Genomic DNA, 26363 nt, shown 5'->3' with positions numbered 1-26363 from the left:
GCTCCTTCAGCGGTAGTGCCACACGTCCTTGAGGCTGCCGGACATCAGGGCCAGCAGCAGCGACAGCAACAGCAGGCAGGCGGCGAGGAACAGCAGCACGTCGGCCAGCGGGCCCTCCGGCAGCAGCGGCCCCGCGCCCTGGTGCACCAGCAGCGCCGCGCCCTGCGCCAGGCAGAGCTCGACCAGCCTGCCCTGGTTGGCCAGCAGGAAGGCCACGAAGTAGGCGCCGCCGAGCACCACGTGCGCGGCGGCCATCACCACGCCCTGCAGGCTCACCTCGGTCATCGCCAGCACGGCGACGGTGAGGCAGGTCAGCGCGGCGAGGCAGCAGAGCAGGCCGCGCAGCAGCAGCCTGTGCCCCTGGGCGGTGAACTCCACCGGGTAGCACACCTGCCTGACCACGCCCCGCACCGCCGACTCGAAGCGGTGCGCCCGCCATTCGAGCACACCCATCCCGAGCACCAGGCCCGCGCCCGCGACCGCCAGGTCGGGCCTGGAGACGACGTAGGCTCCCTCAGCCAGCAGCAGGAAGCCGGCTGTCAGCGCGCTGTAGACCAGCGCGAGCGCCAGGTCCGCGGTGAACTGCCCCCTGACCGGCCGCTCCGGCCTGCCGTGCCTGGTCAGCAGGACGGCCGCGCACGCCACCGCGCCGATGGACAGCACGCCCAGCGCCACGGCGACGAGCGCGACGACCGGCTCGCCCACGACCACGTAGCCGGCTCCCGCCACGGTGGCGGGCAGCATCAGCAGCGCGAGCAGCCCCTCGCGCCGGTGGAACAGCAGGATCCCCGAGCACACCTGGAAGGTCAGCTGCGCGACGGCCAGCACGACCATCGACACCGGCCCCCACAGCAGCGCCGTGCCGCCCGCCACGATCACCCCGAGGACCAGCCCCCTGCGCAGCGTCATGGCCGCGGAGGCCGGCGCGCCGAGCCCGGTCAGGCCGTAGGCCAGCCGCGACAGCACCGAGCCGAGCACCCACCCGATCCCCGTCGTCACGACGAGACCGGGCATCAGCGACTCGACTCCGACCAGCGCCGTCACGGCGGGCAGCAGCGCGGCGGGCATGGCGTAGAGCGGCCCGTGGACGAGCGAGCGCCAGGTGGTGTCGCGGCCGGCCTCGGCGGGCGGCGCGGGCTCGGCTCTGACGAGCCGCGCGTAGACGCTCTCGGCGAGGGAGAAGACGTCGGCATGGCCGTAGCGCTCGCGCGCCAGCTTGTCGTTGAGCCCCTCCGACTCCAGCGCCGCGGCCACCTGCAGCGGCTCGACCGCCCTGGCCAGCCTGGGCCGCAGCTGCTCGACCAGCTCGTCGATCGGCTCGACGATGATCTTCACGGCACGACCTCCCTGTAGACGTGGCGGTAGTCGGCGAGCGACTGCCGGAGCGTGAACCTCTCCATGACGCGCGACCTGGCCAGCGTGCCGAGCCTGCGCCTGAGCGGAGGGTCGGTCAGCAGCCGCAGCGCGGCCTCGGCGACGGCCCGGTGATCGCGCGGCGCGACGACGTAGCCCGCTCCCGCCACCGCCTCGGAGACGCCGCCGACATTCGTGCACACCACCGGCCTGCCGCAGGCCATCGCCTCGACCACGGTGTAGGGAAAGCCCTCCGAGATGCTGGTCAGCGCCACGACGTGCCCGGCGTGGTAGGCCTCGAGCGGTGAGGCGACCCTGCCCTCGAAGATCGCCGCACCCTCCAGACCCAGCTCGCCGACCAGCGCCTCGCAGCTCGCCTGGTACGACTCGTTGCCGTCGGGCACCCCTCCGAAGATCCGTAATCTCGCGTCGGGGAGCTTGTCCCTGACGACCGCGAAGGCGCGGATCAGCGTGTGGATGTCCTTGAGCGGGTCGATCCTGCCCATGAACACCAGCGTCGGCGCCTCGGGCTCCCCCTTCGCCACGGGGAAGTCGTCGGGGTCCACGCCGTTGTACATCACCCTGATCCGCTCGTCGTCGGCGCCGCCCCTCAGCTGCCAGCGCTTGTTGTAGGAGGAGTGCGGGGCGATCCTGTCGGCGATGGCGTACGACGCGCCCGCCAGCCGCCTGAAGAAGCTCAGCAGCAGCACGCGTACGGCGTGCGAGGCCGGCTCCGTGAGGTACTGCAGGTAGCGCTCGCGCAGGTAGACGCCGTGCTCGGACAGGACGATCGGCGTGCCGTACCGCCATTTGGCCGCCATGGCGACCAGCATGCTCAGCCCGTTCATCGCCACGTGCGTCAGGTCGGAGCGGACGGGCGGCTCGGTGAGCGGGCGCAGCATGTGGCCGAGCAGATGGGCCGCGGTGATGGCGTCGGCCAGGTTGATGCCGTCCATGCGATGGCCGTACCAGCTGTCCATGAGCAGCGTGAGCCCCCGCGCGCCGGTCAGCGCGCCGAGCAGGTCCTCGCACCGCGACAGGTCTTCGAGCGCGGCCAGGAAGGCGGCGCTGCCCTGCCCCATCACCGCGGGCGTGAGGATGAGTCGCAGGAACTCCGCGTAGGACGGCGGGACGGGAGCGCTCCTCCTGGCCTGCTGCCCCCACAGCGGGAGCGCGGTCACGGTCGCGAGGTTGCCGGGCCGCTCCCACAGCGAGCGCTCGGTCCCGTCGACGGTCAGCGTGACGACGTCCCAGCTGTAGTCGGACATGCCGCGGATGAGCTGGTCCATCCACACGCTCACGCCGCCCATGGCGAAGGGGTAGGTCCCCTCCGAGACGAGCGTCACCCTCACGGACGCACGCTCGCGGGGAGCGTCACCGGCGTGCCGGCGCCGAGCGTGACCCTGGCGATCCTGTCGGTGCCGTACGGTGTGCCGCCCGTGCCCGCGTGCGTGACGAACACGCTTCCCGCCGTCGGGGAGGTGAGGGTGACCGTGCCCGCCTCCCGGTCGAGGACGGCGTCGACGTTCGGCAGCGCCGCGAAGTGGGCGCCGCGGGCCTCGACGTAGGCGGCCAGCTCGGTCCAGGTCGGCGTGAGCACCGGCACCTTGTACAGGCCCTTGTACTTGTTCATCACGGCGTTGACCCAGTCGAAGACGAGGTTCGGCGTGCCGCGCAGGTTGCCCTGGTGGAAGGTGTGCGCGTAGACCGAGCCCGACATGACATGCTGCAGGCCGACCTCGCTCTCGTGGTGGAGGATCTGCGCGTAGGTCTGGTCGGCAGGCCAGTGGGGGAACCTGCCGCGCGGCCCGTAGTAGGAGTTGTAGAACAGCGTCTGCTCGGCCCTGGTCGTCACGTGGTAGGCGACGTTGGTGGGCCAGTCGGGCACCACGAGCAGCTCGGGCTGGAGCGGGTGGCGGGTGCCGCAGTTGAAGCAGGAGGGCCGGTGGCTGGCGAAGGACATGTTGCCGTGCAGGTACTTCACCCCCGCCGCCTTCGCCGCCTGGAGCAGGCCGGGGTTGGAGGCGGCCAGGCCGTGGTCGGTGGGCGGGTCGATGTCGTTGGCGGGGTCGGGGTGATAGACGCCGAGCCCTGAGTACTCACCTGTCTTCAGCACGGTCCTGTCGACGCTCAGCCCGAGCTGCTGCGCCCTGGTGAGGTTGTCGGCGATCTCGTTGTAGCTGGTCTGGTAGTCGGTGAAGTTCATCTTCGGGTGGGTGAAGGTGTGGTTGATCCAGGTGAACGCGCCGGCTCTGCAGCGGGAGTAGCTGGTCAGCGGGTCGGGGCTGAGCAGCGTGAGCACGCAGGTCTTGGGCGCGCCCGGGTTGGCCCCTTCGCCGTTGTAGGCCAGCGCCAGCCTGAAGTTCGCGGCGAGCGGGTTGTTCGCCCTGAAGCTCTGCTGCTGGTTGTAGGTCGCCTCGGCGTCGTTCCTGCTGATCCTGAAACCCGGCGTGCTGTCGATCGTGCCGTCGGTCCTGAGATGGTCGGTGTGGGAGAACCAGTCGTCGACGTCCACGTTGAGGTAGTGACGCCGCTCTCCCAGCATCACGCCCCTGGTCGCCCAGCGCAGCAGGCCGGGGGTGAGCAGGTCGGCCTGAGGCAGGTACTGGTTGGAGGTGAAGGTCAGCGCCATCCGCTCGCGCCCGTCTGGCGAGGTGCTCCTGACGCCGAGCACGTCGCTGCCCGAGGTGAGGATCGGCTCCGCCTGACAACCCTGCTGCACGACGCTGCGGTAGAGGTAGGACTGGCTGATCGGGACGGTCCCCTTCAGCTGGTCGAAGACGGCAGCGCCCGCAGGAGTGAGGGTGGCGTTGACCGGCGTGGCGCCGATGCCGCCCTCACTGCCGGGACGCAGGCAGTAGTCCTCGGGGAAGGCGCCGTAGGCGGTGTAGAGCGACACCTGCCGCACGCCGTGGTCGCGCTCGTAGGCCCACAGCGTGTTCCACTCCTCGGGGTCGAGCCCGCTGACGTAGCCGTCGCCGCCCTGGTGGAGCAGCGAGCCGTTGGTGAGCAGGATCGCGTTGTACGCGCCCGTGCCGTCCTGCCTGACCAGCGGGGGCAGGCTCTGCGACCTGCTCTCCACCACGTCGTACGGCATGCCGGCCCGATCGAGCGCCGCCTTCCAGGTGGCCAGGCCGAAGTCGGCGCCGTCCACCGCGATCACCAGCGCCCTGAGCGCGACCCTGCCAGAGGCGGTCACGCGGGCGCTCGGCTCCTGCTCGACCTCGATCGCTCGCAGGTTCGCCTTGGGGAGCGGCCTGGCCTTCTCCGGCCTGGGCCGCGTCACGTCCGACCGTTCGGGACCCGCGTGGGCGTGGGTCTCCTCGCGGATCTCTCCCTGCGGTGGCTTCTGCGCGGCGATCGAAGGGGCGGGCAGCGCGGCGACGACGCCGATCGCGACCGGCACAAACCAGGCTTTTTTCACGACATTCCCCCTCTTGGTGGGTTTAAAGCCCGCGAGGCCGATGACTTCTCGCTTGAGTGTGGGTTCAGAGGATTTCTCTTGGGTTTCTCCTCCATTTCTCGATCCGCGCTTCTATCCTCCGTTCGTGGAAAAGCTCTTGAGTGCCATGGAATTCAGAATTCTGGGCGCGCTCGACGTGATAAAGGATGATCGCCCTCTAACGGTCAGATCCGGCAAACAGCAGGCGCTGCTGGCCCTCCTGCTGTGCCAGGCGGGCAAGGTCGTCCGCAGCGACGCGCTGGTCGACGCGCTGTGGGGCGACGAGGCGGGCGAGCAGGGCGTCAAACGCCTGCGCCTGCACCTTCACCGGCTTCGACGCACGCTCGGCTCCCCGGAGGCCATCGTCCACCGCGCCCAGGGTTACGCCCTCGACATCCCCACCGGCTCGCTCGACGCCCATCGCTTCGAGAACCTCGCCCACCAGGGCAGACAGGCCCTGGCCTCGGGCCTGGTCGAAAGGGCGAGCGACCTGCTCCACACCGCTCTGGCCCTGTGGCGCGGACCCGCGCTCTCCGGCCTGGAAGGGGCCCCGCTGCTGAACCAGGAAGCCACCAGGCTGAACGAGGAGCGGCTGTCGGCGCTGGGCGACTGCATGGACGCCGACCTGCGCCTACGCCGCCACACCGACCTCATCGGACGGCTGTCGGTCCTCGTGGAGGAGCATCCGTTCCAGGAGCGCTTCCGCGGCCAGCTCATGCTCGCCCTCTACCGCGCCGGCCGCCAGGCCGAGGCCCTGGAGGTCTACCGCGCGGGCAGGCACATCCTCAGCACGGACCTCGGCCTCGAACCCGGCGCCGAACTACGCCGGCTGGAGCTTGCCATTCTCACCAGCGACGCCTCACTGACGGCCTGCACGCCCACCATGAGAACGGTCCACACGAGGCGGCGGCGCACCCGCTGCCCCCGTTGCTGACTTTCGCCGCGTCGTAGCGGGTGCGGGAATCGAACCCGCCTTGTGCGGCTTATGAAACCGCCGAGCACACCAGCACCCTCACCCGCCATGACGGCTCGCACGCGACGTCCTAACGTCGCGTGCGAGCCCTGTGGCACATTCGGCTGCGGTACATGAGGAAAGCATCCCGAATCACCCCATTAACCCGCAACTGCATTTCCGCGCGCCTGGCGCGCCGTGCCGGGGGGTCGGGGGCTGCGGAAGACGAGCCCGAGGCCTGGAAGAGGTCAGCACGTGGCCTCCCTCACTCGACAGGCCCTCGACGGTGTAGCCGCCGCGTCGCGGACGGCCAGGGCGCCCACCGGCTGGCCGTCGGAGGTCTTCGCGCCCTGGCGGACGATGTCAGGGCGCCTGGCCCGCGGTCCTGGCCTCGAGCGCGTGGAGGACGGCCACCATGTCGGCCTGGCCGTGCCCCAGCGCGACGGCCTCGCCGAACAGGGCGTGGCAGACGTCCAGCAGGGGCGAGGCGATGCCCGACGCCCTGGCCGCGTCGGCGATCAGCTGGTTGTTCATCAGGACGTCCCTGGCCGCGGCCTGAACGGCGAAGTCACGCGCCAGCAGCTTGGGCGCCTTCATCCTGGAGACGCCGCTGGCCATCGGGCCGGCGTCGAGGACCTCCAGGAACTGCGCCCTGTCCAGCCCGTGTCGATCGGCGAAGTGGAAGGCCTCGGTGAGGCCGGTGACCATGGTGATCAGGAACAGGTTGACCGAGAGCTTCATCAGCAGCGCGCTCGGCACCGGCCCGCAGGTGAACGCCTCGTGGCACATCGGCCGCAGCAGGGGGCGCACCGCCTCCACGGCCGCCCGCTCTCCGGCCAGCATCGCCACGAGCCGCCCGGCCTCCGCGGGCTTGCGCGATCCCGAGACGGGGGCCTCGACGTAGCCGCCGCCTGCCGTACGGACGTCGGCTTCGAGCCCGCGTGAGTAGCCCGGCGACGTCGTCCCCATGTGGACGATCGTGCGCCCTGCGACGTTCGCCCCGAAGTCGGGAGTGCCGCGGCCCAGGGCGGAGTCGATCGCGGCGCCGTCGGCCAGCATGAGGATGACGGTCCTGGCGCGTTTGAAGACCTCGGCGGGACTGCCCGCCACCTCTGCTCCGGCCTCCCGCAGCGGCTCGCACCTGGCGGGGGTGCGGTTCCACACGACGAGGTGCGTGCCCGCCCTGGCCAGGTTGAGCGCCATGGGCTGCCCCATGACGCCGAGTCCGATGAAACCCACGTCCACGACGCACCGCCGTCTCCGCGTCCGCTATGACACCTGTCATAGTAGTAGCCTTATGACACTCGTCATAGAGGAGGAGGCTCATCGTGGCGGTTTCCGGACGGGGGCCGCGCGAGCGGATGGTGTTCGGCGCGGCTCAGCTCATCCGGCGTGACGGGGTCACAGCCACCGGCATGCGCGACGTGGCCGCCCACGCACGGGCGCCGAGGGGATCGCTCCAGCACTACTTCCCCGGAGGCAAGGAGCAGCTCGTCAACGAGGCCGTGGCATGGGCGGGCGCCTACGCGGGCAAGCGGGTCGCCCGCTTTGTCGGCGAGCTGTCCGAGCCCTCGCCCAGCGGGCTGTTCGCCGCGATGGTGCGCCAGTGGACCGACGAGTTCGAGACGGCCGGGTTCGTCGCGGGCTGCCCCGTCGCCGCGGCGACGGTGGACTGCGCCGACTCCAGCGACTCCGTCAGAGCCGCTGCCGCCGCCGCCTTCGCCCACTGGAGCAGCGCGGTGGCCCAGGCGCTGGAGGGGATGGGCGTGCCGGGCCCCAGGGCCAGGGCCCTCGCGACACTCATGATCAGCTCGCTGGAGGGCGCGATCCTGATGGCCAGGACCGAGCGGGACGTGCGCGCCCTGACCACCGTGGCGCGCGAGCTGGGGCCCCTCCTGGACGCCTGGGTCATCCCCTCCTCAGAATGAGCCGCTGGTGGCGAACCGCTCACACCCGCACGCGTCAGGCTGACACTCGGGACGGCGGCGCGCCCTCCCCTCGAACGGTCTGGATGCGCGCGGTCGCGGTGGCGACGGCCACGGGACGGCCATCGGGCCCGAGCAGCTCTCCGGCGAGAAAGCACACCTCCCTGCCGCGTTGCACGATGCGCCCGCGGCCGAGCAGCCGTCCTGGACGGGCCGGACGAAGAAACTGGACGTGCAGGTCGAGGGTGGGCGCGAACTGGCCCTCCGGCAGGGTGGCGACCAGGGCGGGCCCCAGGGTGTCGTCGAGCATCGCGGCCAGGAACCCGCCCTGGATCACCCCGACGGGGTTCGCGAACTGCTCGCTCGCCACGAAGGCCACCTCGATGGTCCCCTGCTCGAGATCCACCCCGACCAGCTCCCAGCCGAGAAGGACCGCCGCGGCGGCGGCGCGACCCGCCCCTCCTGCACATCCCAGAACAGTCCGCGCCGCCGCGTCTCCTTGTGCATGCGCTCCATTGAACAGAGCGCCACCGACACTTCTCGGGGCGTCGCCCTAGCGGGTCAGCAGTTCGTGCAGGCGGCGTGCCGTCCGTACGAAGCCGCTCGACCCCGTGCGCGCGGCCACCTCGGCGACGGCCGGGATCGGGCCGCTCGCCTTCGCCCAACCGGCGGCCCTTACGGCGAAGCCGAGGACCTGGGTGTGCCCGGCGTGCGCCCTTTCGTCCGTGCCGGGCAGAAGGACCGGCAGCATCCCCGCGACGAGCTGCCAGATCTCGCGGTGGGCGCCCTGCCTGGCGCAGTCCTCCAGGGACTCCAGGACGCGTCCGAGCTTGACCTCGGTCCTGCGCAGCACCAGCCCCAGCTGGCGGCCGCACTCGACGGCGGGCAGGCTGCCGCGTGCCACGGCTCTGAGCAGCAGCGTGGTCCCGGCGTCGCGCGCGTGCCAGGGCCCTCTCTCTGCCAGGAGCCGGGCGAGCAGCAGGGCCAGCCCTTCTCCGGCGGGACCGTCTCCGTCGACGAGCGCGGCGACGGACCGGTGGAAGTAGCCGGGCCTGTCCCACTCGTTGAGCAGATGCGGCAGCAGGTGCATCGCCACGACCTCCCGATCCGCGGGCAGCAGCATCGGCCAGGACTCCATGTAGCGCCCGTGCTCCTCCCAGCGGTAGGGCTGAGGATCGGACAGCAGCGCGTCGACGATCTCAAGACCGGTGGGCTCGATCACGATGCGGGGCTTGAGGCGGAGCGAGTGGCGCTCGCCTGGCTGCTGGTCGTGGGTGTAGTCGCCGTCGCCGTGTGTCCAGTCGACGCGGGTCACCGGCTCCGGCCTGTTCGTCAGCCAGCCGACCAGGGTGGCGCCCGCCCGGGTGCCCAGGGCCCGCGCCCGGCCTGCCACCTCGGGCGCGACCTCGCGGGGCACCCGGAGCAGCGCCTGCTGCAGGTCGAGGGGGAGCGCCTCGACACCCGCCCGCGCGTAACCCTCGAGCCTGGCCACGAGCACCGCCGGGTCCAGGTGACCGTCCGTGCGGGTCGGCGTGGCCAGCAGGTACGGCGGAAGCGTCCCGGCCTTGAGCGCGGCGTGCACCTCCGCGCACCGGCGGAGCATGACCAGATGCGGCATGGAGACGTTCTTGGGCAGTCTGTCGCGTGGCGGCTCCTGCTTCCTGTCGCGCGTGGGCCAGTTGCCCGTCGTCCCCATCGAGATCGCGAGGATCTCGCCGCCGACCGGCTCGGCCTCCCCGACGTGCTCCAGATTGCCCAGCGGCACCCCGCGCGCGTTCAGATCGGCTGTGATGCTCTCTCGCACGGCGGCGGGCAGCTGCCCGAACTCCACCTCGAAGTGGCCTTCGGAGGTGCTGACGCCGATGGTGTGGTGAGCGTACGCGGGCGGCTCCTCAGGTTCGGGAATGGGCGGCTCCTGGCCGGGCGCGGCGGCTTCGCGCAGCATCGCCTCCGCCCACTCCTCGAGGTGGTGCCACTCACGCCGGTCGTAGAGGGAGGTCTCCCCCTCCACGGGCCTTCGCCAGGCCGCCCCCTCACCGACGAACCACGCCAACCAGCTCTCGAAGGCGACCCCGCCCTGCGAGGGCACCCGCTCGGCCGGAGGCGGGAAGGCTTCTGGCCGCTCGTCGACGACAGGGAGCTCTCCCGGCTGGAAGTCGTCGGCCTCCGCCTCGGGGACGACCTCACCGCCGAACGCCTCGGCCAGCCGTACGGCCAGGTCGGCGGGGAGGACCGCGCCGGCCTCGCGGACGGCGTCGGCACCGAGGGGAGTGAAGCGGCGAGCGTGCTTGACCCCCAGCCGTACGGCCCGCTCCCGCACGTCGTAGGAGTCGCACAGGAACGCCGAGCCCAGCGCGGGAGCCAGATGGTCGAGGTCGCCCGCCGCCGCACGGGCGGCCTGGTCGAGCCAGGTCAGCCCGGCGCGTACGAGCTTGCTCTCGGCGCGGAACAGCAGCGCCTCGATCGCCTCGTTGAGGTCGTCGGCGCCGAGACCGACCCCGCGCAACTGCCGCACGGCCAGCTCGGCCACCGGCCCTGGGGCGGCCGGCAACAGCCGCAGATAGTCGCGCGTGTACGGGGCCGTCTCGTCCGGGGCGGGCAGCAGCAGCTCGTGCAGGCGGGCGAAGAAGCGGAGGTCCGTGGCGCCGCCACCGCGCAGGAAGCGACTGACGCAGCCGTCGAGCAGCAGCGTGCGGTCGATCCTGCCCTCCTGCTCGAGCCGCCGTAAGGCACCCAGCCAGGAGCCTGAGGCACCGGGGTCGGCGGGGTCGTCGCGCAGCGTGTTCCCCGCGCCCTCGGCCTCGAAGAGCCGCGGCAGGAGGTGGACGAGGAGAGGATCGTCACGAAGGGTGGGCACCGCTCCCCTGCCCTGGTCGTCCCAGGTGAGCGCGTCCGTCCATCGATCGCTCCGGGGGTCGGGACGTGATCTGCGGGCGGCGGCGACCCACGCGACGACGAGCGGGTCGTGCTCGGGAGGTTCGGCTCCGCTCCTGCGCAGCAGCTCCAGCGCGAGCTCGGCCGCGTTGCCCGTGTCGCGCCGCCGCGTCGCCCGGATCCGCGTGGCCAGCCTGACCGCCAGGTCGGCCTGCCACTCGGCCGGACGCTCGCCGATGACGCGCAGGATCGGGCCGAGGTCGTCCGCCGCCTCCGCCAGGTCTCGGCGGTGCAGCCAGGCGGCGACCGCCGCGGCTCCGCCGATCGTGCCCGCGCCGGCGACCCGCATGGGCTCGATCCACCGGTCGCGCTCACGCCAGTCGACCCACTGCTCATACCGGTAGTGATGGCCCGACCACCACTGCGCGTGGGCCTGCTCCTCCGACAGGCCGCCCTCCGTCGCCTCGCGCAGGAAATCCTGTTGGGCGCGCTCGTAGCGCCGGTGCGCCTCGCCCTGCCGCGTCTCGTACCGCTCGTGCGCCCTGCGCCTGGCCGTGGGAAGGTGACCGGGCAACTCGGCCGCGACCCGCCTGCGCTCGGCCTCGTCCAGCCGGACCACGACCTCCGCCACCCGGTCGGCCTGACCGCTGTCGATCGCCTCGGCCACCGCCTCCCACGCGTCCGCGCGCTCGGCCTGCACCACTTGCGTCGGCTGCTCTGCGCTCATGCGGTCACCTCGGCCTCGACCGCGACCCTGGCGGCGATCCTGGCCGCGAGGACGTGCTTGCACGGTCCGCGCGAGCCGCGGTGGTCGAACCACCACTCACAGGTGCAGCTCCCCTCGGCGAGGCTCACCCGACGGACGCCGCCGGGGGTGGTCACCTCGGCGGTCGAGCCGTCGAGCCGCACGCCGCCGGAGTCGACGAGCGCCCTGGCCGCGGTGAGCCTGGGGTTGAGCTCGGCGACCTGGTCTCTGTCGTAGGGCAGCTCCCTGTGGAAGTGCGAGGCCTCGTGCAGGTCGTAGCCGACGCGCCCTGCCGTACCGAGCTGGGTGAGGGCGGCCCGCACGCGCGAGGGGGAGAGCCCTGAGCGGTCGGCCAGCAGGCCGATCTCCACCGAGGGCTCGAAGTTGAGCAGCATGCCGATCACGTCGGCGTCGCCGGCCGCCTCGTCGGTGGACAGGTCGTCGAGGACGGCGCCCTCGCCGGAGAAGCCGCGCCAGGGCTGGGGTGAGATCGCCAGGGTGTAGCGCATGCCGGGCAGCTCGAGCTCCCACGCGCTCGCCTCGAACTCGCTCCCGGCCGCCGGGCCGTACACCCTGAGGGCCTTGGCGAACCTGAGCAGCGGCATCAGCGTGGTGATCCGCCCTGCCCCCGACAGGCAGACCGCGCCTGACGTGGGGCCCGAGACCATCCGCAGGTCGCGCCCCGCGGGCGCGACCCAGACGGTGGTCTTGGACGCGCGCGGCAGGCCGCGCAGGAAGCGCACCGCCTGCGGCCCTCGAAGCTCCGCGCGCAGGTCGAAGCCCGCGGCGATGACCTGGACCTCGGCGAAACCACGCAGCCAGCGCGTGGGCAGCGGCACCTTCTTCTCCACCACCGCCCCTTCGAGCGTGGTGACGGTCAGCTCGTCGGGGCCCACGCCCAGGTGCAGCGGATCCTTCCCGCCGACCCTGACCAGCGCCTCGCGCAGCGGACCGTTGACGTCGACGTTGGTGGTGCCCCTGTCGAGCACCTCGCCGTCGAGCGCGTCGAGGTCGAGCCTGGCGTAGACGCCGCCGCACGCGGAGAAGGACTCCAGGCGCAGCCGCTGCCCGTCGCAGGTCACCACGGGGTCGCGGGTCCAGCCGGGCCGCGGCTGGTGATAGCGGGTCATCGCCACGTCGGCCAGCGCCAGCAGGCCGGCGGCGGCGGGCGCGGCCTCGGTGATCAGCCCGCTGAAGAAGCGAGGATGGGCCTGAGGTCCGGACAGCGCCCGGCCACCGGAGGTCGACAGGTCTAGCCTGGAGCCGTCGAGGGTCGAGGGCCCCGCGTAGGAGTACGCCTGCACCGCGTTCGTCATGCCGGGGACACTAGAGATCGTCACCGACAGTTCTACTTCCAGAAAACCGCCACCGCCGCGGTCAGCACGGCGAGCGCGCCGACGCCGTAGAAGACGGCGGGCCGCTTGACCCGCTGCCGCACCCCCACGACGGCGAGCACCAGCAGGACGAGGTCGAGCCCCAGCTTGAGGCCCATCTTGGGGTTGTTGACGGGCAGGTCGAGCGCGTACCTGACCCCGATCAGCGCGGCGCCGGTGACCGCCTGGCCGATCGCGCCGCCGATCATGTAGCCGCCGATCTCGGGCTGCTTGACGCGCATCTGGTAGAAGAACCCGCCGACCATCGCGGCGAACCCGGCCAGGTGGAAGAAGAGGAGGAGCAGGCGCAAGAGTTCCATGCCCCCACGGTCGGACACGGCTGCCTCGCACGCATCCGACAGCGGGCGACGATGGGGATACTTCCCACAGAGTACGTATGCCCGTGACCATGCGTCACGCACTCCTGGACGCCGTCGTGGGGCTGCGTACCATTCCCTCATGTTCGAGATGGCGATCACGTTATCCCTCGTGATGTTGTTAGCCTCCCCCCTGGCGCTCGTCTGCGGCGTTGTGGTGCTCGCGACACGAGCGGCCCGAGCCCGCGGCCGTCAACTGCACTGGGGGGCGATCCTTGCTGTGGTCGGCCTCGCGGTTCTGGCCCTCACCGCGTGGTCCACGCACGAAGACGTTCACTACGACGACTTCGGATCGGCCATGATCGTCTTGGCGAGCATCATGGGCGGTGGGATGCTGCTCTGCGGGCTGAGCCCCTTCGTACCGTGGCTGCTGAGAACTCTTGGGCGCCACGCGGCAAGAGGGCCGCTGCTGTTCAGGATGGCCACCCATGACGTGGCCGATGGCCGTACGGTCGGCGCGGTCGCGACGACGATGAACGCGACCGCCCTCGCGGTGACCGTGATGATCGTCGCTACCGCCGTGACGGCGCAGAACAGGGCAGAGTACTATCCCGAAGCCCTGCCAGGCGCCCTCGTCGTGGCGTTGTACTCAGCCGACGAGGTGGCCGCGCGGGCGGCCATCCAGCACGCGTTACCCGGAAAACCGATCACGAGGATCGACGCCACCGTCGAAACACTCACCGCAGACGTGCCGTCGGCCGATCTTGGCTTCGCGTGGCCCGTCCTCATCGGTGAGCAGGCGCTGCTGCGCTATCTGACGGGAGACTCTTCCACGCCCTACGACGAGGGCACCGCCGTGGCCGTCACAGCGGAGAACATCACGGCTGACTCCGTGGAGATCCGATACAACCGCTCAGGTGACCCGTACCACCTTGAATCGACGAAGGTCCTCCCTGGGGGCGTCGCCCGCCCCGCCGGCCCCGGCGTCGAGGGAATCTTCATCCCTTCGGAGATGATGCGCGATCTCGGCCTGCGTCTGAAACCGACGACGCTGATCATCGACCCCACTGTCCACCGGACCTCGGCGATCGAGCAGGAGCGGATCGAGCGGCGGCTGGGCGACACCGCGGGCGTCTACGTCGAGCGGGGATACCAGGCATCCACCGGTTGGTGGTACTTCGTCGTGGCCATGGCCTTCGTCGCCCTCGCCGGCGCGTGGGCCGCGACCGGGTCGGCGGCCACCCGTTCGCGATCAAGGCGCGTGCTCATGCGGGTCAGCGGGGGCTCCACGGCGACCGTGCGGTTGTTCGTCGCGTGCCGTACGGGCTTCGGCGCTGCCTGCGGAGCGCTGATGGGCGCGGCCGCCGGGTACGTCATCGGCCGGTCACTGGCGTGGCCCATGACCGCCTCGGCCGCCTGGGAGCCGATCGCGCGGGTGCCCTTCGAGACCCCGTGGGCGGCGATAACCATTCTGGTCGCCGGGATACCTGTTCTGGCGGCGGCGATCGCGGCGGCCCTTCCGCCCGGACGGACCACGCGGCCGGGTCCCGCTCACCCTTTGGTGGGACCACAAACAAAGAAGCCCCAGCTCTCATAAGTGAGAGCCAGGGCTTCGGTCGGTGCGCCGCCAGGGACTCGAACCCCGGACCCGCTGATTAAGAGTCAGCTGCTCTAACCAACTGAGCTAGCGGCGCTTGCGACGTCGATAACTCTAGCAGCAGCAGAGCACCACTCGCACATCACCCGATCCGCTCACCCACTCGCTCGAAAGCCTCCAGCGTCAGCTTCCAGAACCGGTCCACGTCCAGGCCCGTCGCCACGGAGGCGTTGGCCGTCCGCTCGTCGATCCTGAAGTCCGTCACGGTCATGCCGGCCGTGTACGTCCCCATCGTCTCGACGTCGACCACCGCGGGCACACACGTCAGCAGCGTCGGGTCGATCACGTGCGCGACGGCGACCGCGTCGTGGATGGCGGGGCCTCCCTCCGCCGTCACAATCCCGTAGAACTGGGAGATCGGCACCACCAGGTCGGCCAGGCGGCCGAGTGTGCGCATCCGGTCCAGGATCGCCTCGGTGACGACCGCGGTGAGGGTCACGTCGAGGCCGACCATGGTGACCGTCCATCCGGCCCTGAACACGATCGAGGCCGCCTCGGGGTCGGCCCTGATGTTGAACTCGGCCGCGGGGGTGTGGTTGCCGCGGGTGTACGAGCCGCCCATGATCACGAAGTCGCGTACCCACTCCACGATGCGCGGCTCCCGCCGTACGGCCATGGCGATGTTGGTCAGCGGGCCGACGGCGGCGAGGGTGATCTCCCCGGGATTCGCGCGGAGGGTCTCGATGATGAAGTCGACGGCGTGGCCGTCGGACACCCCCTTGACCGGCGCGGGAAGTTCGACGCCGCCCAGGCCGGTGGCGCCGTGGACGGATTCGGCGCGCACACGCTCCCCCATCAGGGCCCCTGCGCAGCCGGGCGTCACGGGGACGTCGCCCAGTCGGTAGAACTCGCGCAGCGCGAGGGCGTTGGCGGTGGTCAGCTCGAGGCTGACGTTGCCGCCCACGGTGGTGATGCCGACCAGGTCGATCTCGGGAGAGCCTCCGGCGAGCGCGAGGGCCAGGGCATCGTCGATACCGGGATCACAGTCGATAAGGAGCTTTTTCACCCTAAGACAGTACATATGAATCGGGGCCGGGCAGTTTCCCCCAAAACTGCCCGACCCCGATCTATCGCGGTCCAGGCCGGGCACCTTCCCCCGAAGCGCCCGGCGGTCCCGCACAGCAGACGACGGTCCCCCTCCGCGTCCGCATCGGCAAAAGCTCTGCAAGTCAGTCGCAGCACCCTTGACCTGCTTCAACGTTACAGAGCCGAATGCAACGGACGCGTCATACCAGGGTCGATAATCGCCCTAATCAGCCTAGGGGAGCTCCAAGCGGACCTCCGTGCCCTCCCGTAGGGAGCGGCTGACCGTGCAGTGCTTGGCCTCCACGCGCTCCGCCACCGCCCTGAACACCTCGTCGGCCTGCTCCGAGGGGAGCTCCACGTCGTAGGTGATGGTGACGGGGCCCAGCTTGTTCGGCTCGACCTTCTCCGCGTCGACGGTCATCGCCAGCTTCAGCAGCCGGTGCCCGCGCTTGGCCGTGAGCGGCTCCACGGTCACGATGCTGCAGCCGCCGACCGCGGCGAGCAGCAGCTCGACCGGGGTGAACACGCCGTCCTGGTCCCCGCCGCCGATCTCCACGCGCGCGCCCCGCGCGTTGGTCGCCACGAAACCGTCATCTGTCCGCTCAACACGTACGTTCGCCATGCTCGCAAACCTACCGGGAGTATCAGGGCGCCGCGCGGGGCAGTGGGGGCCTCTCCGCGGGTCAGGCCGGGGTGGGGAGAACGAGGCGGACCAGGGTGCCGCCGTCCGGGGCGGGGACCGCCGCCACCGTTCCTCCGTGACTGTCCACCACCTGTCGTACGATCGCCAGCCCCAGCCCCGAGCCAGGCTTCGCCCGCGCCTGCGCCGACCGGTAGAACCGGTCGAAGACGAACGGCAGGTCGGACACCGGAATCCCCGGCCCGTGGTCGCGCACCTCGAGCACGCCGTCGTGCAGCGTCACCTCGACCGCGTCGGTGGGCGCGCCGTACTTGGCGGCGTTGTCCAGCAGGTTGCCCACCGCCCGCGCCAGCCGGTCGGGCACGCCCCGTACCAGGGTCGGCGAGACCGACACCGTGAAGCGGGTCTCTGGCCAGTGCGACGCCGCCCTCGTCACCTGATGGGAGACGATCTCGTCGAGGCGCACGACCTCCACCAGGGCCGCGGGCTCCTCGTCTCTCGCCAGCTCGACCAGGTCGGACACCAGCCCCGTCAGCTCCTCGAGACCGAGGACCACCGCCTGTCCGACCTCGGCCCGCTCGGACTCCGGCACGTCGCCCCTGACCAGTAGCTCGGCGTTGGTGCGCACCGCCGTCAGCGGCGAGCGCAGCTCGTGCGAGGCGTCGGCGACCAGCTGCTTCTGCGCCTTGGCCGAGCGCTCCAGGGCGTCCAGCATCGTGTTGAAGCTGGCCGCCAGCTTGCCGATCTCGTCGTCGCGCGTGACGGCGATGCGCAGGCCGAGGTCTCGGGTCACCGCGATCCTGGAGGTCGTGGCGGTGAGGGTCGACAGCGGACGCAGCGAGGTGCCCGCCGCCAGCCAGCCGAAGAACGCCGCGATGACCAGCCCGCCGGCCGCCACGGCCAGGAAGGGCCAGCCGAACTCCGCCTGCCACCGCCCGATCTGCCCCATGACGCTCTCGGCCCTGCGGCAGGTCACGTAGTAGGCGGCGCCCAGCACCAGCAGGACCGACAGCGCCGCCGCGAGGCCCGCCGCCATCGCGAGCCGGAGATGCAGCTTCATAGCTCCCTCAACACGTATCCGAGGCCGTGCACGGTCTGGATGAGCCGCGGCTCCCCGTCGTGCTCGGTCTTGCGCCGCAGGTATCGGATGTAGACCTCCAGCGAGTTGGAGCCGGGGGTGAAGTCGTAACCCCAGATCCGCTCCAAGATGACCTCGCGGGTGAGCACCTGTCCAGCGTTGCGCATGAGCAGTTCGAGCAGCGCCGCCTCCGTGCCCGTGAGGTCGAAGACCCTGCCGCCGCGCCTGGCCTGGCGGCTGGCGGGGTTCAGCGCGAGCCCCGCGAACTCCAGCGCTCCGCCCGACGAGGAGGTACGGCGCAGCAGCGCCCTCACCCTGGCGAACAGCTCCTCCAGGGCGAACGGCTTGACCACGTAGTCGTCGGCCCCCGCGTCCAGCCCCTCGACCCTGTCCCCCACGCCGGACAGCGCGGTGAGCATGAGGACGGGAGTCCTGTCCCCTTCGGCGCGCAGGCGGCGGCAGACCTCGAGACCGTCCATGCCGGGCATCATGACGTCGAGGACGATGAGGTCGGGCCTGTCCACGGCGACCACCGCCAGCGCGGTCGGCCCGTCGGCGGCGCCTCTGACCCGGTACCCCTGGACGCGCAGCGCCCTGGTGACCGCCTCCCGCACCTGCGGCTCGTCGTCCACCACCAAAACTTCGGGCTTACCCATCTTTTGTTCAGGCAACTCTCATGTACGTCGCACACCGTCGGTTCTATGACTACCAGCACCCAGTCTCTCTCGCCTCTGCTCTTCTGGGCGGGCGCGGCAGTGGGGCATTTCGGAGCGATCCACCCCGGCTGGAGCTATCCGTGGCTGCCCACCGCGTATGTCGGCGCCGCGCTGCTCGTCGTCCTCGGGTTGGTGTCGGTCCGCTGGCGGCGCACCGCGCCGCTGCCTCCGAGCGTCCGCGTGGTGGCCGCCCTCGCCGGCGCGCTGCTGGTCGCGCACCAGCTCGCCACCCCCGCCGACGTGACGGGGCTGAGCCGCACCGGCTCCTTCCTGCTGTACGGCGCCGCGCTGGCGGTGGCGCTCTGGCGGCGCCGTCCCGAGCAGAGAGCGGGGACGCTGCTGATCGCCGAGGGCGTCGGCGCCGACAGGATCGCCTCCAGGGTGAAGGATCCTGAGCGCACGCTGGTGCTCTACAGGGCGCGCGACCCGCGTGAGGCCGCGGCCGCCCGCGAGCTGCGCGCCCGCGGCGTGCCCGTGATGATCGTCGAGGGCGCCGAGCACGATCCGAGGGCCAAGGAGGCGGTCAGCGCCTCGGGCCTGAGCCGTCTCGTCCCCGACATCTCCGAGCGCAGGGTCGTGGTCTACGGTCCTCGCGGCTTCGTGAGGTACGTCAGGGGTGCGCTGTCCAAGCTCCGGCAAAGGGCTTAGCCGTGCGTTATCCCGCTCGTGCCACGGTGACTCCTATGACCTTTCCCGGTGTCGCTGGTGTGCAGATGGTGATGGACCTTCCCGTGTGCGTGGACATTCGCACCGCGCTGCCGGAGCGGGAGCTGACGCCCCTGCTCGACGACGCTTTCTCCTGGCTGCGGTGGGTGGAGGACACCTTCAGCCCCGACCGCGAGGACAGTCAGGTCGCCAGGCTGAACAGGGGCCAGACGATCGACCAGGTCCCCGAGGTGGTGGAGATCCTGCACAGGTGTGACACGTTGCACGAGGCGACGGGCGGCTGGTTCGACGGACGCGCGGGCGGCAGGCTCGACCCGATGCCCTACGTCAGGGGGTGGGCGGTGGAACGCCTGTCACGGGCGTTGACCATCGCGGGCGCCGTCGACCACAGGGTGAGCGCGGGTCACGACCTGCGGGTGCGCGGCTCCTCCTCGCCGGGCCGCCGGTGGCGGCTCGGCGTCCGCGACCCCTACGACGGTGTCACCACGCGGGTGCTCTTCCCTCACGACGCCGCTGTGGCCACGGCGGGCGGCTCGGAGTTCAGCGGCGAGGGCAGGGCGTGGGTGTGCGTGATCGGACCCGACCTGGGCGTGGCGGGCGCGTACGCCTCGGCGATGCACGCCATGGGTACCGCCAGGGCCAGGCGTTTCGCCATGCGCCTCGCCGCCGACCCGGGTACGGGCGCGGCTCCGCACCCCGGCGCCGGGTGGAACGGGGGCGCCCAGCCGTACCAGAGCATGGTCGTGGGCCCCGACGGGCGCGCGACGCTCACGCCGGGGTTCGCGACCTATGACGCTGAGACCAGGCTCGCGGGCTAGGCCTCGGGATGTTTGGCCAGGTACTCGACGTAGAGAGGTCGTAGCGCCTCGCCCAGCTCTCCCTGGCCCGAGCTCATGGCGTCGCTGAGCAGCGCGGACAGGTGGCTGAGGTCGTTGACGACCTCGCCGCCGTGACCGCTGGCCGCCTCCGCCGCGGGGATGGCCCTCAACAGCTCCCAGAGGAACCCGAAGTCCCCGTGGCGTACGGCATAGCGCACGGCCCGCTCGTGAAGTTCGCTGGCCGGCATCGACTCGAGTTCCTCAGTGTCCATGTCACTTCCTCCCCAGAATCGGCTCTTTCCCCATAACCCCTCTCGGTAACGCCCTCACGTGACTACGTGGAGTCATCTCTGGGCACATAGCGTGCATGCCTGATCGTCAGCTGACGACCTCTCCGGTCGTCACGCTCGCCACGATTGTGGCGCCGATCATCGCTGACCGGCTGAAACCGTGGATCAGAGTCACGCCCGCCACGGCCGCCGCGATGGTGGCCGCGGGTGTGTCCAGCGTGATGATCTATCCCTTGGCCGCACCGCGGCTCTATCGAATCGCCGATCAGAAATGCGAGGATCCTGTGGCGTGAAGTTCATCATCAAAATTCTCGTCGTGGCGGCTTCCCTCTGGGTCGCCATCCAGTTCGTGGACGGAGTCGAGATCACGACTCCCACGGGCACGGCCAACTACTGGGGCACGCTGCTCGTGGTGGCGCTGATCTTCGGTGTCATCAACGCCGTGATCAAGCCGATCATCGAGACCATCGGCTGCGCCTTCTATGTGCTGACCCTGGGGCTGTTCGCCCTGGTCGTCAACGCGGGGCTGATGCTGCTCACAAGCTGGATCTCCTCCCAGATCGACGTCCCCTTCCATGTCTCCGGCTTCTGGGCCGCCTTCTGGGGGGCGCTCGTCGTCTCCATCGTCAGCTGGGTGCTCAGCCTGGTCCTGCCCGACTGATGCTGCTCGACGGCGCCACCCTCACCTGCGCGCAGGTGGCCTCAGGAGTCCCCGTCTCGATCGGCTCCCTCGATCGGGCCGGGGCCGCCTGGCGGACCGCCCGGACACTGACAGCTCCCGTGTACGGGCAGAGCACGGGCGTCGGCGCGAACAAGGACACCACCGTCGAGGAGGGCGGACTCGACCTGCTGCGCAGTCACGCGGGAGGCGCGGGACCGCTGGTCGGCGAGGAGCGCGCCCGCGCGATGCTCGTCGTCAGGCTCAACCAGCTCCTCGCGGGTGGCTCGGGGGTCGACCCCGCCCTCCTCCCCGTGCTCGCCGAGGCGATCAACGATGGTTTCACACCTCCTGTCCGCACCTACGGCGCGATCGGCACCGGCGACCTGACAGCTCTGGCCACCACCGCGCTGTGCCTGCTGGGCGAGCGCGAATGGCGGGGGGCCCGAAGGGCGGCCAGGGCCTGGGCCCAGGTTCGCGCTGTCGTCGGGCGACGCGCTGCCGTTCATCAGCTCGGGCGCGGCCACGCTGGCCGACGCGGCGCTGGCCGTCCACAGGCTGCGGACGCTCATGGAGTCCGCCGTCACCGTGGCGGCGCGCTCGTTCAGCGCGGTCAACGCCTCCGCCGAGCCGCTGGCGCCGGCCGTGCACGAGGCCAGACCGCAGCCGGGTCAGGCCGACGTGGCGGCCCGCCTGCGCGGGATGCTCGCCGCCGAGGAGGCGGTCAGGGTCCAGGACCCCTACGGCTACCGCGCCTTCGCGCAGGTGCACGGCGCCGCCATGGACGCGCTGACCAGGGCCGGGCGCGTCGTCGAGGTCGATCTCAACGCCGCCACGGAGAACCCGCTGTTCAGCGGCGAGCTGGCCTGGCACAACGGCAACTTCCACGCCGCCCCCGTCGCCCTCGCGCTAGACGCGATGCGGGCGGCGCTGGTGCCCGCGGCGCAGCTGTCGGCCGCCAGGCTGGCCACGCTCATGGAGCCCGCCTACACGGGGCTCCTGCCCTTCCTCGGTGGGGCTCAGGGCCGGTCGGGCGCGATGATCCTCGAGTACGTGGCGCAGGACGCGCTCGCCGAGCTACGCCTGCTGTCCGCGCCCGTCGCGAGCGGCACGGCGGTGATCTCCCGCGGCACCGAGGACCACGCCAGCTTCGCCACCCAGGCGGCGAGGGCGGCGCTGCGCTGTGTGGAGCCCCTGGAGATCGTGCTGGCCTGCGAGCTGGTCGCCGCCCGCAGGGCGCTGGCCCAGCCGGGCTCCCCCAGCGAGCCCGACCGCCCTCTCGACACCGATCTGGACGAGGCGCGCAGGGAGCTCAGCGGCTGATCCGCAGCACCGAGCCGCGCTCGCACAGCGTGGGCTGCTGCACCACCCTGCGCCGCCGCGCGGGGCCGTCCGCGGCGGCGGCGACCAGCCGTACGGCGGCGCGCACGATGCCGTCGATGTTCCAGTCGACCGTGGTCAGGCCGGGGCTGAGCAGGCCCGACATGGGATGGTCGTCGTAGCCCATCACCGACACGTCGCCTGGAATGGACAGCCCTCGCTCGGCCGCCGCGGCGTAGACGCCGTAGGCGATGGAGTCGGAGAAGCAGAACACCGCGGTGTGGCGCCCGCTGTCGAGGATGCCGCGGGCGACCTCGGTGGCCGCCGTCAGCCCGTAGGAGGCGGTGGCCACCTCGATGTCGAGGCCGAGCCTGTCGGCCTCGGCGCTGGCGTGGACGTCGGCGGGCCTGTCGGGGGTGCGCGCGCCTGTGGGGGTGAGCACGGCGATGCGCTCGTGGCCGAGCTCCTTGAGGTGCTCGAGCGCGAGGGTGACGCCCCGCCTGTTGTCGAAGATCACTTCACCGGCCGTGCCGGGCAGCCCGTCGCCGATCGCGACCACGGGCACCGACTCGCACAGGTCGGCCCAGAAGGCCGCGGCGGGATCGACCGGCTGCACGATCAGGCCGTCGACGCGCTGGTCACGTAGTTGCTGGGCCAGGGCCCGCTCGCGGGCGGGGTCGCCGACGGCGTCGAGGATCAGCGCGTAGCGATCCTTCTCCCTCAGCCCTCTGCTGATGCCGACCGCCAGCGACTGCTGCCACAGGTCCTCGAGGGAGCCGCAGAGCACGCCGATCATGCCGGTGCGCCCGCTGGCCAGCGCACGGGCGATGGGGTCGGCCTCGTAGCCGAGCTCGGCCGCCGCGGCCCGCACGCGCTCCATGGTCTCCTCAGAGACCTGGAGCCCGCGTAGCGCGTAGGAGACGGCTGCAGGCGAAAGGCCGGTCGCCTGCGCGACCTCTTTGATGGTCGCTCGCTTTCTGGCCATCGGACCAGCGTAGCCAGCATTGACAAAACCGGGGGTGAAGCGTTTCACTGAAACGCATCACTGAATCGCTTCACATGGCAGTCCCAGGGTTTACATGTATTCTCGGTAGGAAATAGAGGGAGGTGTGGCCGTGAGCATCGATGTCCATCAGCACCTGTGGACGCCTTCGTTCGTCGAGGCGCTGCGCGCCAGGTCGCGCCCTCCCTACCTCGACGGCTGGACCCTGATCCTGGACGGCGAGCCGCCGTACGAGGTCGACCCCGCCGACCACGACGCTCGCGACACCACGGACCTGGAGCTCGCGCTGGTCTCCCTCTCCAGCCCGCTGGGCATCGAGTTCCTGCCGCCCGAGGAGGCCTGGCCGCTCATCGACGCCTACCACGAGGGCGCGCTGAAGCTGCCCGAGCCGTTCGGCGCGTGGGCGGCGACCTGCCACAGCGACGTCGACCCGGCCAGGCTGGCCGCCGACCTCGACCGCGGCTTCGCAGGGCTGCAGATCCCCGCGACCGCAGAGCCCGACGACCGGCTGCTCGACGTGCTGACCGAGCGTGACCTGCCGCTGTTCGTCCATCCGGGCCCCCGCGGCCGCCACGCCTGGCGTGCCGGGCTGGTGGCCGGCGCTGGTGCCGTACGTCCAGCAGATGCACGCTGCCTGGCATCACTTCCACGCCGTCGTGCGCCCGCGCCACCCCAGGCTGCGGGTCTGCTTCGCGCTGCTGGCGGGGCTCGCGCCGCTGCACACCGAGCGCCTGATCGCCAGGGGCGGCGGCAGGGGCCAGGTGGACCCCCTCTGTTATGTGGAGACCTCCTCCTACGGCCCGCGCGCGATCGACGCGATCGTCCGCGAGCTCGGCATCGACGTGGTGGTGAACGGCTCGGACGCGCCGTACGCCACCGCCCCCGACCCGGGGATGGGCGCCGCCGCGGCGCACGCCATCAGGGTCGCCAACCCTCGACGTCTACTCGGACGAAAGGAGTAAACGCACGTGAGCACCAACCTTCCCGCCAGGACGCTCGACCGGCGGGAGCTACGCGAGCTGGTCGACGACCTGGCCGCGGACCCCGCCCAGTGGCAGGACCAGGTGGACTTCCCCGCCGACGGCGGCCGGCACTACGCCTCGCTCTACCGTGACGCCTATGTGGACGTGTGGCTGCTCTGCTGGCGTCCCGAGGACGACACGGGCTGGCACGACCACGACATCTCCTCCGGCGCCGTCCACGTGGTGCAGGGCGCGCTGCTGGAGTGCAACCCGCGCATCGGCGGCGAGCACCTGGAGACCGTGGTGGCCGAAGGGCAGTCCTTCCACTTCGGCCCCGACCACATCCACCGGCTGACAGGGGCGGTGGACAGAAGCGTGTCGATCCACGCCTACTCCCCTCCGCTGTGGCGCCTGGGGCAGTACTCCATCGACGACACCGGGCTCATGCGCAGGGTCTCGGTGAGCTACGCCGACGAGCTGCGCCCGATCGACGACGACTTCATGGGCGAGGTGCCCGCAGCCGAGGTCGCCTGAGCTCAGGCCGCGCACGACTCCCGCAGCACGCAGCAGGTCGAGCAGGGCTCGGCCTCGGGCAGCGTGACCCACAGACAGCAGGTCCTGCGCCGGTAGCCGTCGGCGGTCTGCTCGAGCAGACCGTCGACCGGCCGGCCGACCGCGCGCAGCAGGCCCATGTAGTCGCCCTGGAGCACCGCGGTCATCGGATGGGCGAACGCCTCCGCGGTGGAGCCCCACAGCGTGCGCGCGCCGACCCTCGCCTGGCCGCTGATCGCCTTGACCAGTGGTTCCTGCGACTGGCGCAGGGCCTCGGCGATGGCCTGCGGGCTGTCGACGACCGTCACCTCCGTGGCCGCGACCGTCACCCCCGCCTCCGACTGCTTGAAGTAGGTGTCCTCGTACCGCATGACGGGCGCCCGCCCGTCGAGCGCCCAGCCGACGGCCATCGGGAAGGTGAGCCAGTAGCCGAGCGTCTTCCACAGCAGCGCGGCCCCCACGTGCCTCGGCGCGTCGTAGCGGCCCGCGGTCTGCTCGATCAGGGCGCTGAGCAGGGTGTACGGCTCGCGCGTCAGCTCCTGGAGCGGTGTCCACGAGTCGTCGGGTTCGACGAGCAGGCCGGGCAGGACGCCGAGCACGCCCCCTCGCGCGGCGGCGACGCGCTCCAGCACTCCGGTCAACTCGGCGAGCGGCACGGCAGGCCCTTCAGTCGAATAGGTAAGCCTTGCCTAAGATATCAGAGGACGTCCCGCCAGTACCCCTACCACCAGTTGCACCGCGCACGCGGCGAGCCCTGCCAGCAGCGGAACCGTCCAGCCGCCCGTCGCCTGCCTGAGCAGACCGATCACCAGCGGGCCGAGCGCGGCCAGCACGTACCCCACCGACTGGGCCACCGCCGACAGCGCGGTCACCGAGGAGGGGTCGGGGGCGCGCAGCGTGATGATGAGCAGGGCCAGCGCGAGTGACGCGCCCTGCCCGAGGCCCAGCACGATCATCCACAGCCACGGCACGGTGGTCGGCGCGAGCAGCACGCCGAGATAGCCCGCCACGGTCAGCAGCGCGGCGCCTGCCACGTGCGGGACCTGCGTCCTGCTCCGCTCGGCGTGCACGGGCACCGCCAGCGTCGCGGCGACCTGGGCCAGGTTGGAGATGGCGAGCAGGAACCCCGCGTGGTCGGCGGGCAGGCCGGCCTCCTGGAAGATCGTGGGCAGCCAGGCGAGCATCACGTAGAACGTGAGCGACTGGATGCCCATGAACGCGGTCAGCTTCCAGGTGACGGGGCTGCGCATCAGCGCCCTGAACGGCCTCGGCCCGTTGGCGGGGGCCGACTGCCTGCCGAAGGCCTGAGGCAGCCAGAGCACGGCCGCGGCCACGGCGGGTACGGCGACCAGCGCGGAGACGCCGCGCCAGCCGTAGCCCGTGAGGTGCTCCATGGGGATCGCCAGCGCGGAGGCCGCGGCGGCGCCGCCCACGAGAGCCGAGACGTAGATGGCCGTGAGCAGGCCCGCCTTCTCGGGGAAGTGCTGCTTCACCACGCCCGGCATGATCACGTTCATGATCGCGATGGCGGTGCCCGCGATGGCCGCGCCCGTGTAGAGGGCGGGGGCGCCGTCGAGACTGCGGATCACCACGCCCGCCGCGAGGATCAGCAGGGCCACCAGGAGGGTGCGGTCCAGGCCGATCCTGCGGGCCAGCAGCGGCGCCACGGGACCGAACAGGCCCAGGCAGACGACCATGACCGTGGTGATCGCACCGCCGCCCGCGGGCGTGAGGCCCACGTCGGTCATGATCTCGTCGAGGAGGGGGGAGATTCCGGCCAGGGCGGGTCGCATGTTGAGCGCGGCGAGGACCAGCCCGGCGACCACGAAAGTTGATCTCAAGGACATAGCCAGGCCCACTCTGCCATGCGGCCTCCGGCTCGGAACGGGTAGGTGGCGGCATCTGCCCGCATCGTCGCCCACTGCGTCATCGTCGAGAAGGTGATCACGACGGCCACGGGTTTGAGGGCCCTTCTGCCTGCTGACAACGTTGTCAG

27 protein-coding genes, 2 tRNA genes and 1 pseudogene are annotated in these 26363 nt (G+C 71.3%); 11 read left to right on the top strand and 19 right to left on the bottom strand.

Going from position 1 to position 26363, the window contains the following annotated elements; genetic code table 11:
* Window positions 1-6 precede the first annotated feature (6 nt).
* The 3 genes from FHR33_RS34080 to FHR33_RS52885 are packed head-to-tail and all read right to left on the bottom strand — an operon-like array spanning window position 7 to window position 4777.
* Window positions 7-1335 carry a hypothetical protein gene (locus FHR33_RS34080; RefSeq protein WP_183656597.1) on the bottom strand — a complete coding sequence of 443 codons (1329 nt, stop codon included), beginning with the start codon at window positions 1333-1335 and terminating at the stop codon, window positions 7-9.
* Window positions 1332-2705 (bottom strand): GT4 family glycosyltransferase PelF, encoded by a 1374-nt coding sequence (gene pelF, locus FHR33_RS34075; protein WP_183656594.1) that lies wholly within the window; start codon window positions 2703-2705, stop codon window positions 1332-1334. Before pelF ends, FHR33_RS34080 begins: the two co-directional genes overlap by 4 nt.
* Complete coding sequence (locus tag FHR33_RS52885) at window positions 2702-4777, bottom strand: Agd3-related carbohydrate deacetylase (RefSeq protein WP_183656591.1); 2076 nt, start codon at window positions 4775-4777, stop codon at window positions 2702-2704. Before FHR33_RS52885 ends, pelF begins: the two co-directional genes overlap by 4 nt.
* A 145-nt stretch (window positions 4778-4922) precedes the next feature.
* Between FHR33_RS52885 and FHR33_RS34065 the strand changes: the two genes are divergently transcribed.
* Window positions 4923-5729 (top strand): AfsR/SARP family transcriptional regulator, encoded by an 807-nt coding sequence (locus tag FHR33_RS34065; protein WP_183656588.1) that lies wholly within the window; start codon window positions 4923-4925, stop codon window positions 5727-5729.
* Between the two features lie 14 nt (window positions 5730-5743).
* Here FHR33_RS34065 and FHR33_RS34060 read toward each other — a convergent pair.
* Together FHR33_RS34060 and FHR33_RS52880 are read right to left on the bottom strand one after the other, a co-directional pair.
* Window positions 5744-5816: transfer RNA gene (locus FHR33_RS34060), tRNA-Met, on the bottom strand.
* A gap of 294 nt (window positions 5817-6110) precedes the next feature.
* On the bottom strand, window positions 6111-6992 hold the full coding sequence (locus tag FHR33_RS52880) for an NAD(P)-dependent oxidoreductase (RefSeq protein ID WP_183656586.1): 882 nt from the start codon (window positions 6990-6992) through the stop codon (window positions 6111-6113).
* Window positions 6993-7075: 83 nt separating this feature from the next.
* On the opposite strand from FHR33_RS52880, the gene FHR33_RS34050 reads away from it, so the two are divergent.
* Window positions 7076-7675 carry a TetR/AcrR family transcriptional regulator gene (locus FHR33_RS34050; protein WP_221241368.1) on the top strand — a complete coding sequence of 200 codons (600 nt, stop codon included), beginning with the start codon at window positions 7076-7078 and terminating at the stop codon, window positions 7673-7675.
* Window positions 7676-7709: 34 nt separating this feature from the next.
* Here FHR33_RS34050 and FHR33_RS34045 read toward each other — a convergent pair whose 3' ends face one another.
* From FHR33_RS34045 to FHR33_RS34030, 4 genes are all read right to left on the bottom strand, one after another.
* Window positions 7710-8078 (bottom strand): PaaI family thioesterase, encoded by a 369-nt coding sequence (locus tag FHR33_RS34045; protein WP_221241367.1) that lies wholly within the window; start codon window positions 8076-8078, stop codon window positions 7710-7712.
* 147 nt (window positions 8079-8225) lie between these two features.
* On the bottom strand, window positions 8226-11273 hold the full coding sequence (locus FHR33_RS34040) for a DUF7824 domain-containing protein (RefSeq protein ID WP_183656583.1): 3048 nt from the start codon (window positions 11271-11273) through the stop codon (window positions 8226-8228).
* The gene (locus tag FHR33_RS34035; RefSeq protein WP_183656580.1) at window positions 11270-12607 is read right to left on the bottom strand and encodes an SWIM zinc finger family protein; all 1338 of its coding nucleotides are present in this window, start codon (window positions 12605-12607) and stop codon (window positions 11270-11272) included. The genes FHR33_RS34040 and FHR33_RS34035 overlap by 4 nt, the downstream gene beginning before the upstream one ends.
* A gap of 32 nt (window positions 12608-12639) precedes the next feature.
* The gene (locus FHR33_RS34030) at window positions 12640-12984 is read right to left on the bottom strand and encodes a hypothetical protein (RefSeq protein WP_183656577.1); all 345 of its coding nucleotides are present in this window, start codon (window positions 12982-12984) and stop codon (window positions 12640-12642) included.
* A gap of 139 nt (window positions 12985-13123) precedes the next feature.
* Here FHR33_RS34030 and FHR33_RS34025 point away from each other — a divergent pair, with 139 nt between their 5' ends.
* Window positions 13124-14578 carry a hypothetical protein gene (locus FHR33_RS34025; protein ID WP_183656575.1) on the top strand — a complete coding sequence of 485 codons (1455 nt, stop codon included), beginning with the start codon at window positions 13124-13126 and terminating at the stop codon, window positions 14576-14578.
* 23 nt (window positions 14579-14601) lie between these two features.
* Here FHR33_RS34025 and FHR33_RS34020 read toward each other — a convergent pair.
* The 5 genes from FHR33_RS34020 to FHR33_RS34000 all read right to left on the bottom strand — a co-directional run bounded on the left by FHR33_RS34020 (window position 14602) and on the right by FHR33_RS34000 (window position 18038).
* Window positions 14602-14675 (bottom strand) — tRNA-Lys (locus FHR33_RS34020).
* Window positions 14676-14720: 45 nt separating this feature from the next.
* Complete coding sequence (locus FHR33_RS34015; RefSeq protein ID WP_221241366.1) at window positions 14721-15644, bottom strand: nucleoside hydrolase; 924 nt, start codon at window positions 15642-15644, stop codon at window positions 14721-14723.
* Window positions 15645-15896: 252 nt separating this feature from the next.
* On the bottom strand, window positions 15897-16286 hold the full coding sequence (locus tag FHR33_RS34010; protein ID WP_183656569.1) for an OsmC family protein: 390 nt from the start codon (window positions 16284-16286) through the stop codon (window positions 15897-15899).
* A gap of 61 nt (window positions 16287-16347) precedes the next feature.
* Window positions 16348-17364 (bottom strand): HAMP domain-containing sensor histidine kinase, encoded by a 1017-nt coding sequence (locus FHR33_RS34005; RefSeq protein ID WP_183656566.1) that lies wholly within the window; start codon window positions 17362-17364, stop codon window positions 16348-16350.
* Window positions 17361-18038 carry a response regulator transcription factor gene (locus FHR33_RS34000; RefSeq protein WP_183656563.1) on the bottom strand — a complete coding sequence of 226 codons (678 nt, stop codon included), beginning with the start codon at window positions 18036-18038 and terminating at the stop codon, window positions 17361-17363. The genes FHR33_RS34005 and FHR33_RS34000 overlap by 4 nt, the downstream gene beginning before the upstream one ends.
* A gap of 45 nt (window positions 18039-18083) precedes the next feature.
* Here FHR33_RS34000 and FHR33_RS33995 point away from each other — a divergent pair, with 45 nt between their 5' ends.
* The gene (locus FHR33_RS33995; RefSeq protein WP_183656561.1) at window positions 18084-18746 is read left to right on the top strand and encodes a ferric reductase-like transmembrane domain-containing protein; all 663 of its coding nucleotides are present in this window, start codon (window positions 18084-18086) and stop codon (window positions 18744-18746) included.
* Window positions 18747-18781: 35 nt separating this feature from the next.
* Entirely contained in the window at window positions 18782-19582 is an 801-nt protein-coding gene (locus FHR33_RS33990) for an FAD:protein FMN transferase (RefSeq protein WP_183656559.1), read from the top strand.
* Here the strand turns inward: FHR33_RS33990 and FHR33_RS33985 are convergent.
* The gene (locus FHR33_RS33985) at window positions 19579-19854 is read right to left on the bottom strand and encodes a hypothetical protein (RefSeq protein WP_183656556.1); all 276 of its coding nucleotides are present in this window, start codon (window positions 19852-19854) and stop codon (window positions 19579-19581) included. The genes FHR33_RS33990 and FHR33_RS33985 overlap by 4 nt on opposite strands.
* A gap of 95 nt (window positions 19855-19949) precedes the next feature.
* On the opposite strand from FHR33_RS33985, the gene FHR33_RS33980 reads away from it, so the two are divergent.
* The 4 genes and pseudogenes from FHR33_RS33980 (at window position 19950) to FHR33_RS52040 (ending at window position 21853) form a co-directional block, all read left to right on the top strand.
* Entirely contained in the window at window positions 19950-20165 is a 216-nt protein-coding gene (locus FHR33_RS33980; protein WP_183656553.1) for a hypothetical protein, read from the top strand.
* Window positions 20162-20533, top strand: a complete 372-nt coding sequence (locus tag FHR33_RS33975) for a phage holin family protein (protein WP_183656550.1) — start codon at window positions 20162-20164, stop codon at window positions 20531-20533. Before FHR33_RS33980 ends, FHR33_RS33975 begins: the two co-directional genes overlap by 4 nt.
* A pseudogene (locus FHR33_RS52045) lies at window positions 20533-20934 on the top strand (aromatic amino acid lyase); the annotation flags it as partial. The gene FHR33_RS33975 and the pseudogene FHR33_RS52045, both read left to right, overlap by 1 nt.
* 76 nt (window positions 20935-21010) lie before the next feature.
* A complete protein-coding gene (locus FHR33_RS52040; protein ID WP_312896025.1) occupies window positions 21011-21853 on the top strand; it encodes an aromatic amino acid lyase in 843 nt (280 codons plus the stop codon).
* On the opposite strand, the gene FHR33_RS33965 is transcribed toward FHR33_RS52040, so the two are convergent.
* Window positions 21843-22835: a LacI family DNA-binding transcriptional regulator gene (locus FHR33_RS33965; protein WP_183656547.1), complete on the bottom strand. Its 993-nt coding sequence runs from the start codon at window positions 22833-22835 to the stop codon at window positions 21843-21845. The two genes, FHR33_RS52040 and FHR33_RS33965, sit on opposite strands and share 11 nt — an antisense overlap.
* Before the next feature lie 70 nt (window positions 22836-22905).
* On the bottom strand, window positions 22906-23406 hold the full coding sequence (locus tag FHR33_RS50810; RefSeq protein ID WP_246452267.1) for a hypothetical protein: 501 nt from the start codon (window positions 23404-23406) through the stop codon (window positions 22906-22908).
* A gap of 28 nt (window positions 23407-23434) precedes the next feature.
* Between FHR33_RS50810 and FHR33_RS50805 the strand changes: the two genes are divergently transcribed.
* A complete protein-coding gene (locus FHR33_RS50805; protein ID WP_246452266.1) occupies window positions 23435-23815 on the top strand; it encodes an amidohydrolase family protein in 381 nt (126 codons plus the stop codon).
* Window positions 23816-23821: 6 nt separating this feature from the next.
* Window positions 23822-24349 (top strand): cysteine dioxygenase, encoded by a 528-nt coding sequence (locus FHR33_RS33955; protein ID WP_183656544.1) that lies wholly within the window; start codon window positions 23822-23824, stop codon window positions 24347-24349.
* 2 nt (window positions 24350-24351) lie between these two features.
* Here FHR33_RS33955 and FHR33_RS33950 read toward each other — a convergent pair whose 3' ends face one another.
* Both FHR33_RS33950 and FHR33_RS33945 read right to left on the bottom strand, forming a co-directional pair.
* A complete protein-coding gene (locus FHR33_RS33950) occupies window positions 24352-25023 on the bottom strand; it encodes a hypothetical protein (protein ID WP_183656541.1) in 672 nt (223 codons plus the stop codon).
* 33 nt (window positions 25024-25056) lie between these two features.
* On the bottom strand, window positions 25057-26214 hold the full coding sequence (locus FHR33_RS33945; protein ID WP_183656538.1) for a CynX/NimT family MFS transporter: 1158 nt from the start codon (window positions 26212-26214) through the stop codon (window positions 25057-25059).
* Window positions 26215-26363 lie beyond the last annotated feature (149 nt).

Origin of the sequence: Nonomuraea dietziae (genome assembly GCF_014195505.1) — a bacterium.
In the GTDB taxonomy this organism is placed as follows: Bacteria; Actinomycetota; Actinomycetes; order Streptosporangiales; family Streptosporangiaceae; genus Nonomuraea; species Nonomuraea roseola.
The sequence above is the reverse complement of the archived record's forward strand: the minus strand, read 5'-3'. Positions and strand labels throughout refer to the sequence as shown.

What these genes read in the sequence shown, in the direction of transcription:
- FHR33_RS34065 (WP_183656588.1), top strand. Translation starts at nt 4,923, where the DNA reads ATGGAATTCAGAATTCTGGGCGCGCTCGACGTGATAAAGGATGATCGC.
- FHR33_RS34040 (WP_183656583.1), bottom strand. Translation starts at nt 11,273, where the DNA reads ATGAGCGCAGAGCAGCCGACGCAAGTGGTGCAGGCCGAGCGCGCGGAC.
- FHR33_RS34035 (WP_183656580.1), bottom strand. Translation starts at nt 12,607, where the DNA reads ATGACGAACGCGGTGCAGGCGTACTCCTACGCGGGGCCCTCGACCCTC.
- FHR33_RS34030 (WP_183656577.1), bottom strand. Translation starts at nt 12,984, where the DNA reads ATGGAACTCTTGCGCCTGCTCCTCCTCTTCTTCCACCTGGCCGGGTTC.
- FHR33_RS34025 (WP_183656575.1), top strand. Translation starts at nt 13,124, where the DNA reads ATGTTCGAGATGGCGATCACGTTATCCCTCGTGATGTTGTTAGCCTCC.
- FHR33_RS34010 (WP_183656569.1), bottom strand. Translation starts at nt 16,286, where the DNA reads ATGGCGAACGTACGTGTTGAGCGGACAGATGACGGTTTCGTGGCGACC.
- FHR33_RS34005 (WP_183656566.1), bottom strand. Translation starts at nt 17,364, where the DNA reads ATGAAGCTGCATCTCCGGCTCGCGATGGCGGCGGGCCTCGCGGCGGCG.
- FHR33_RS34000 (WP_183656563.1), bottom strand. Translation starts at nt 18,038, where the DNA reads ATGGGTAAGCCCGAAGTTTTGGTGGTGGACGACGAGCCGCAGGTGCGG.
- FHR33_RS33995 (WP_183656561.1), top strand. Translation starts at nt 18,084, where the DNA reads ATGACTACCAGCACCCAGTCTCTCTCGCCTCTGCTCTTCTGGGCGGGC.
- FHR33_RS33990 (WP_183656559.1), top strand. Translation starts at nt 18,782, where the DNA reads ATGACCTTTCCCGGTGTCGCTGGTGTGCAGATGGTGATGGACCTTCCC.
- FHR33_RS33985 (WP_183656556.1), bottom strand. Translation starts at nt 19,854, where the DNA reads ATGGACACTGAGGAACTCGAGTCGATGCCGGCCAGCGAACTTCACGAG.
- FHR33_RS33980 (WP_183656553.1), top strand. Translation starts at nt 19,950, where the DNA reads ATGCCTGATCGTCAGCTGACGACCTCTCCGGTCGTCACGCTCGCCACG.
- FHR33_RS33965 (WP_183656547.1), bottom strand. Translation starts at nt 22,835, where the DNA reads ATGGCCAGAAAGCGAGCGACCATCAAAGAGGTCGCGCAGGCGACCGGC.
- FHR33_RS50810 (WP_246452267.1), bottom strand. Translation starts at nt 23,406, where the DNA reads ATGGACGAACAGCGGCAGGTCACGCTCGGTCAGCACGTCGAGCAGCCG.
- FHR33_RS33945 (WP_183656538.1), bottom strand. Translation starts at nt 26,214, where the DNA reads ATGTCCTTGAGATCAACTTTCGTGGTCGCCGGGCTGGTCCTCGCCGCG.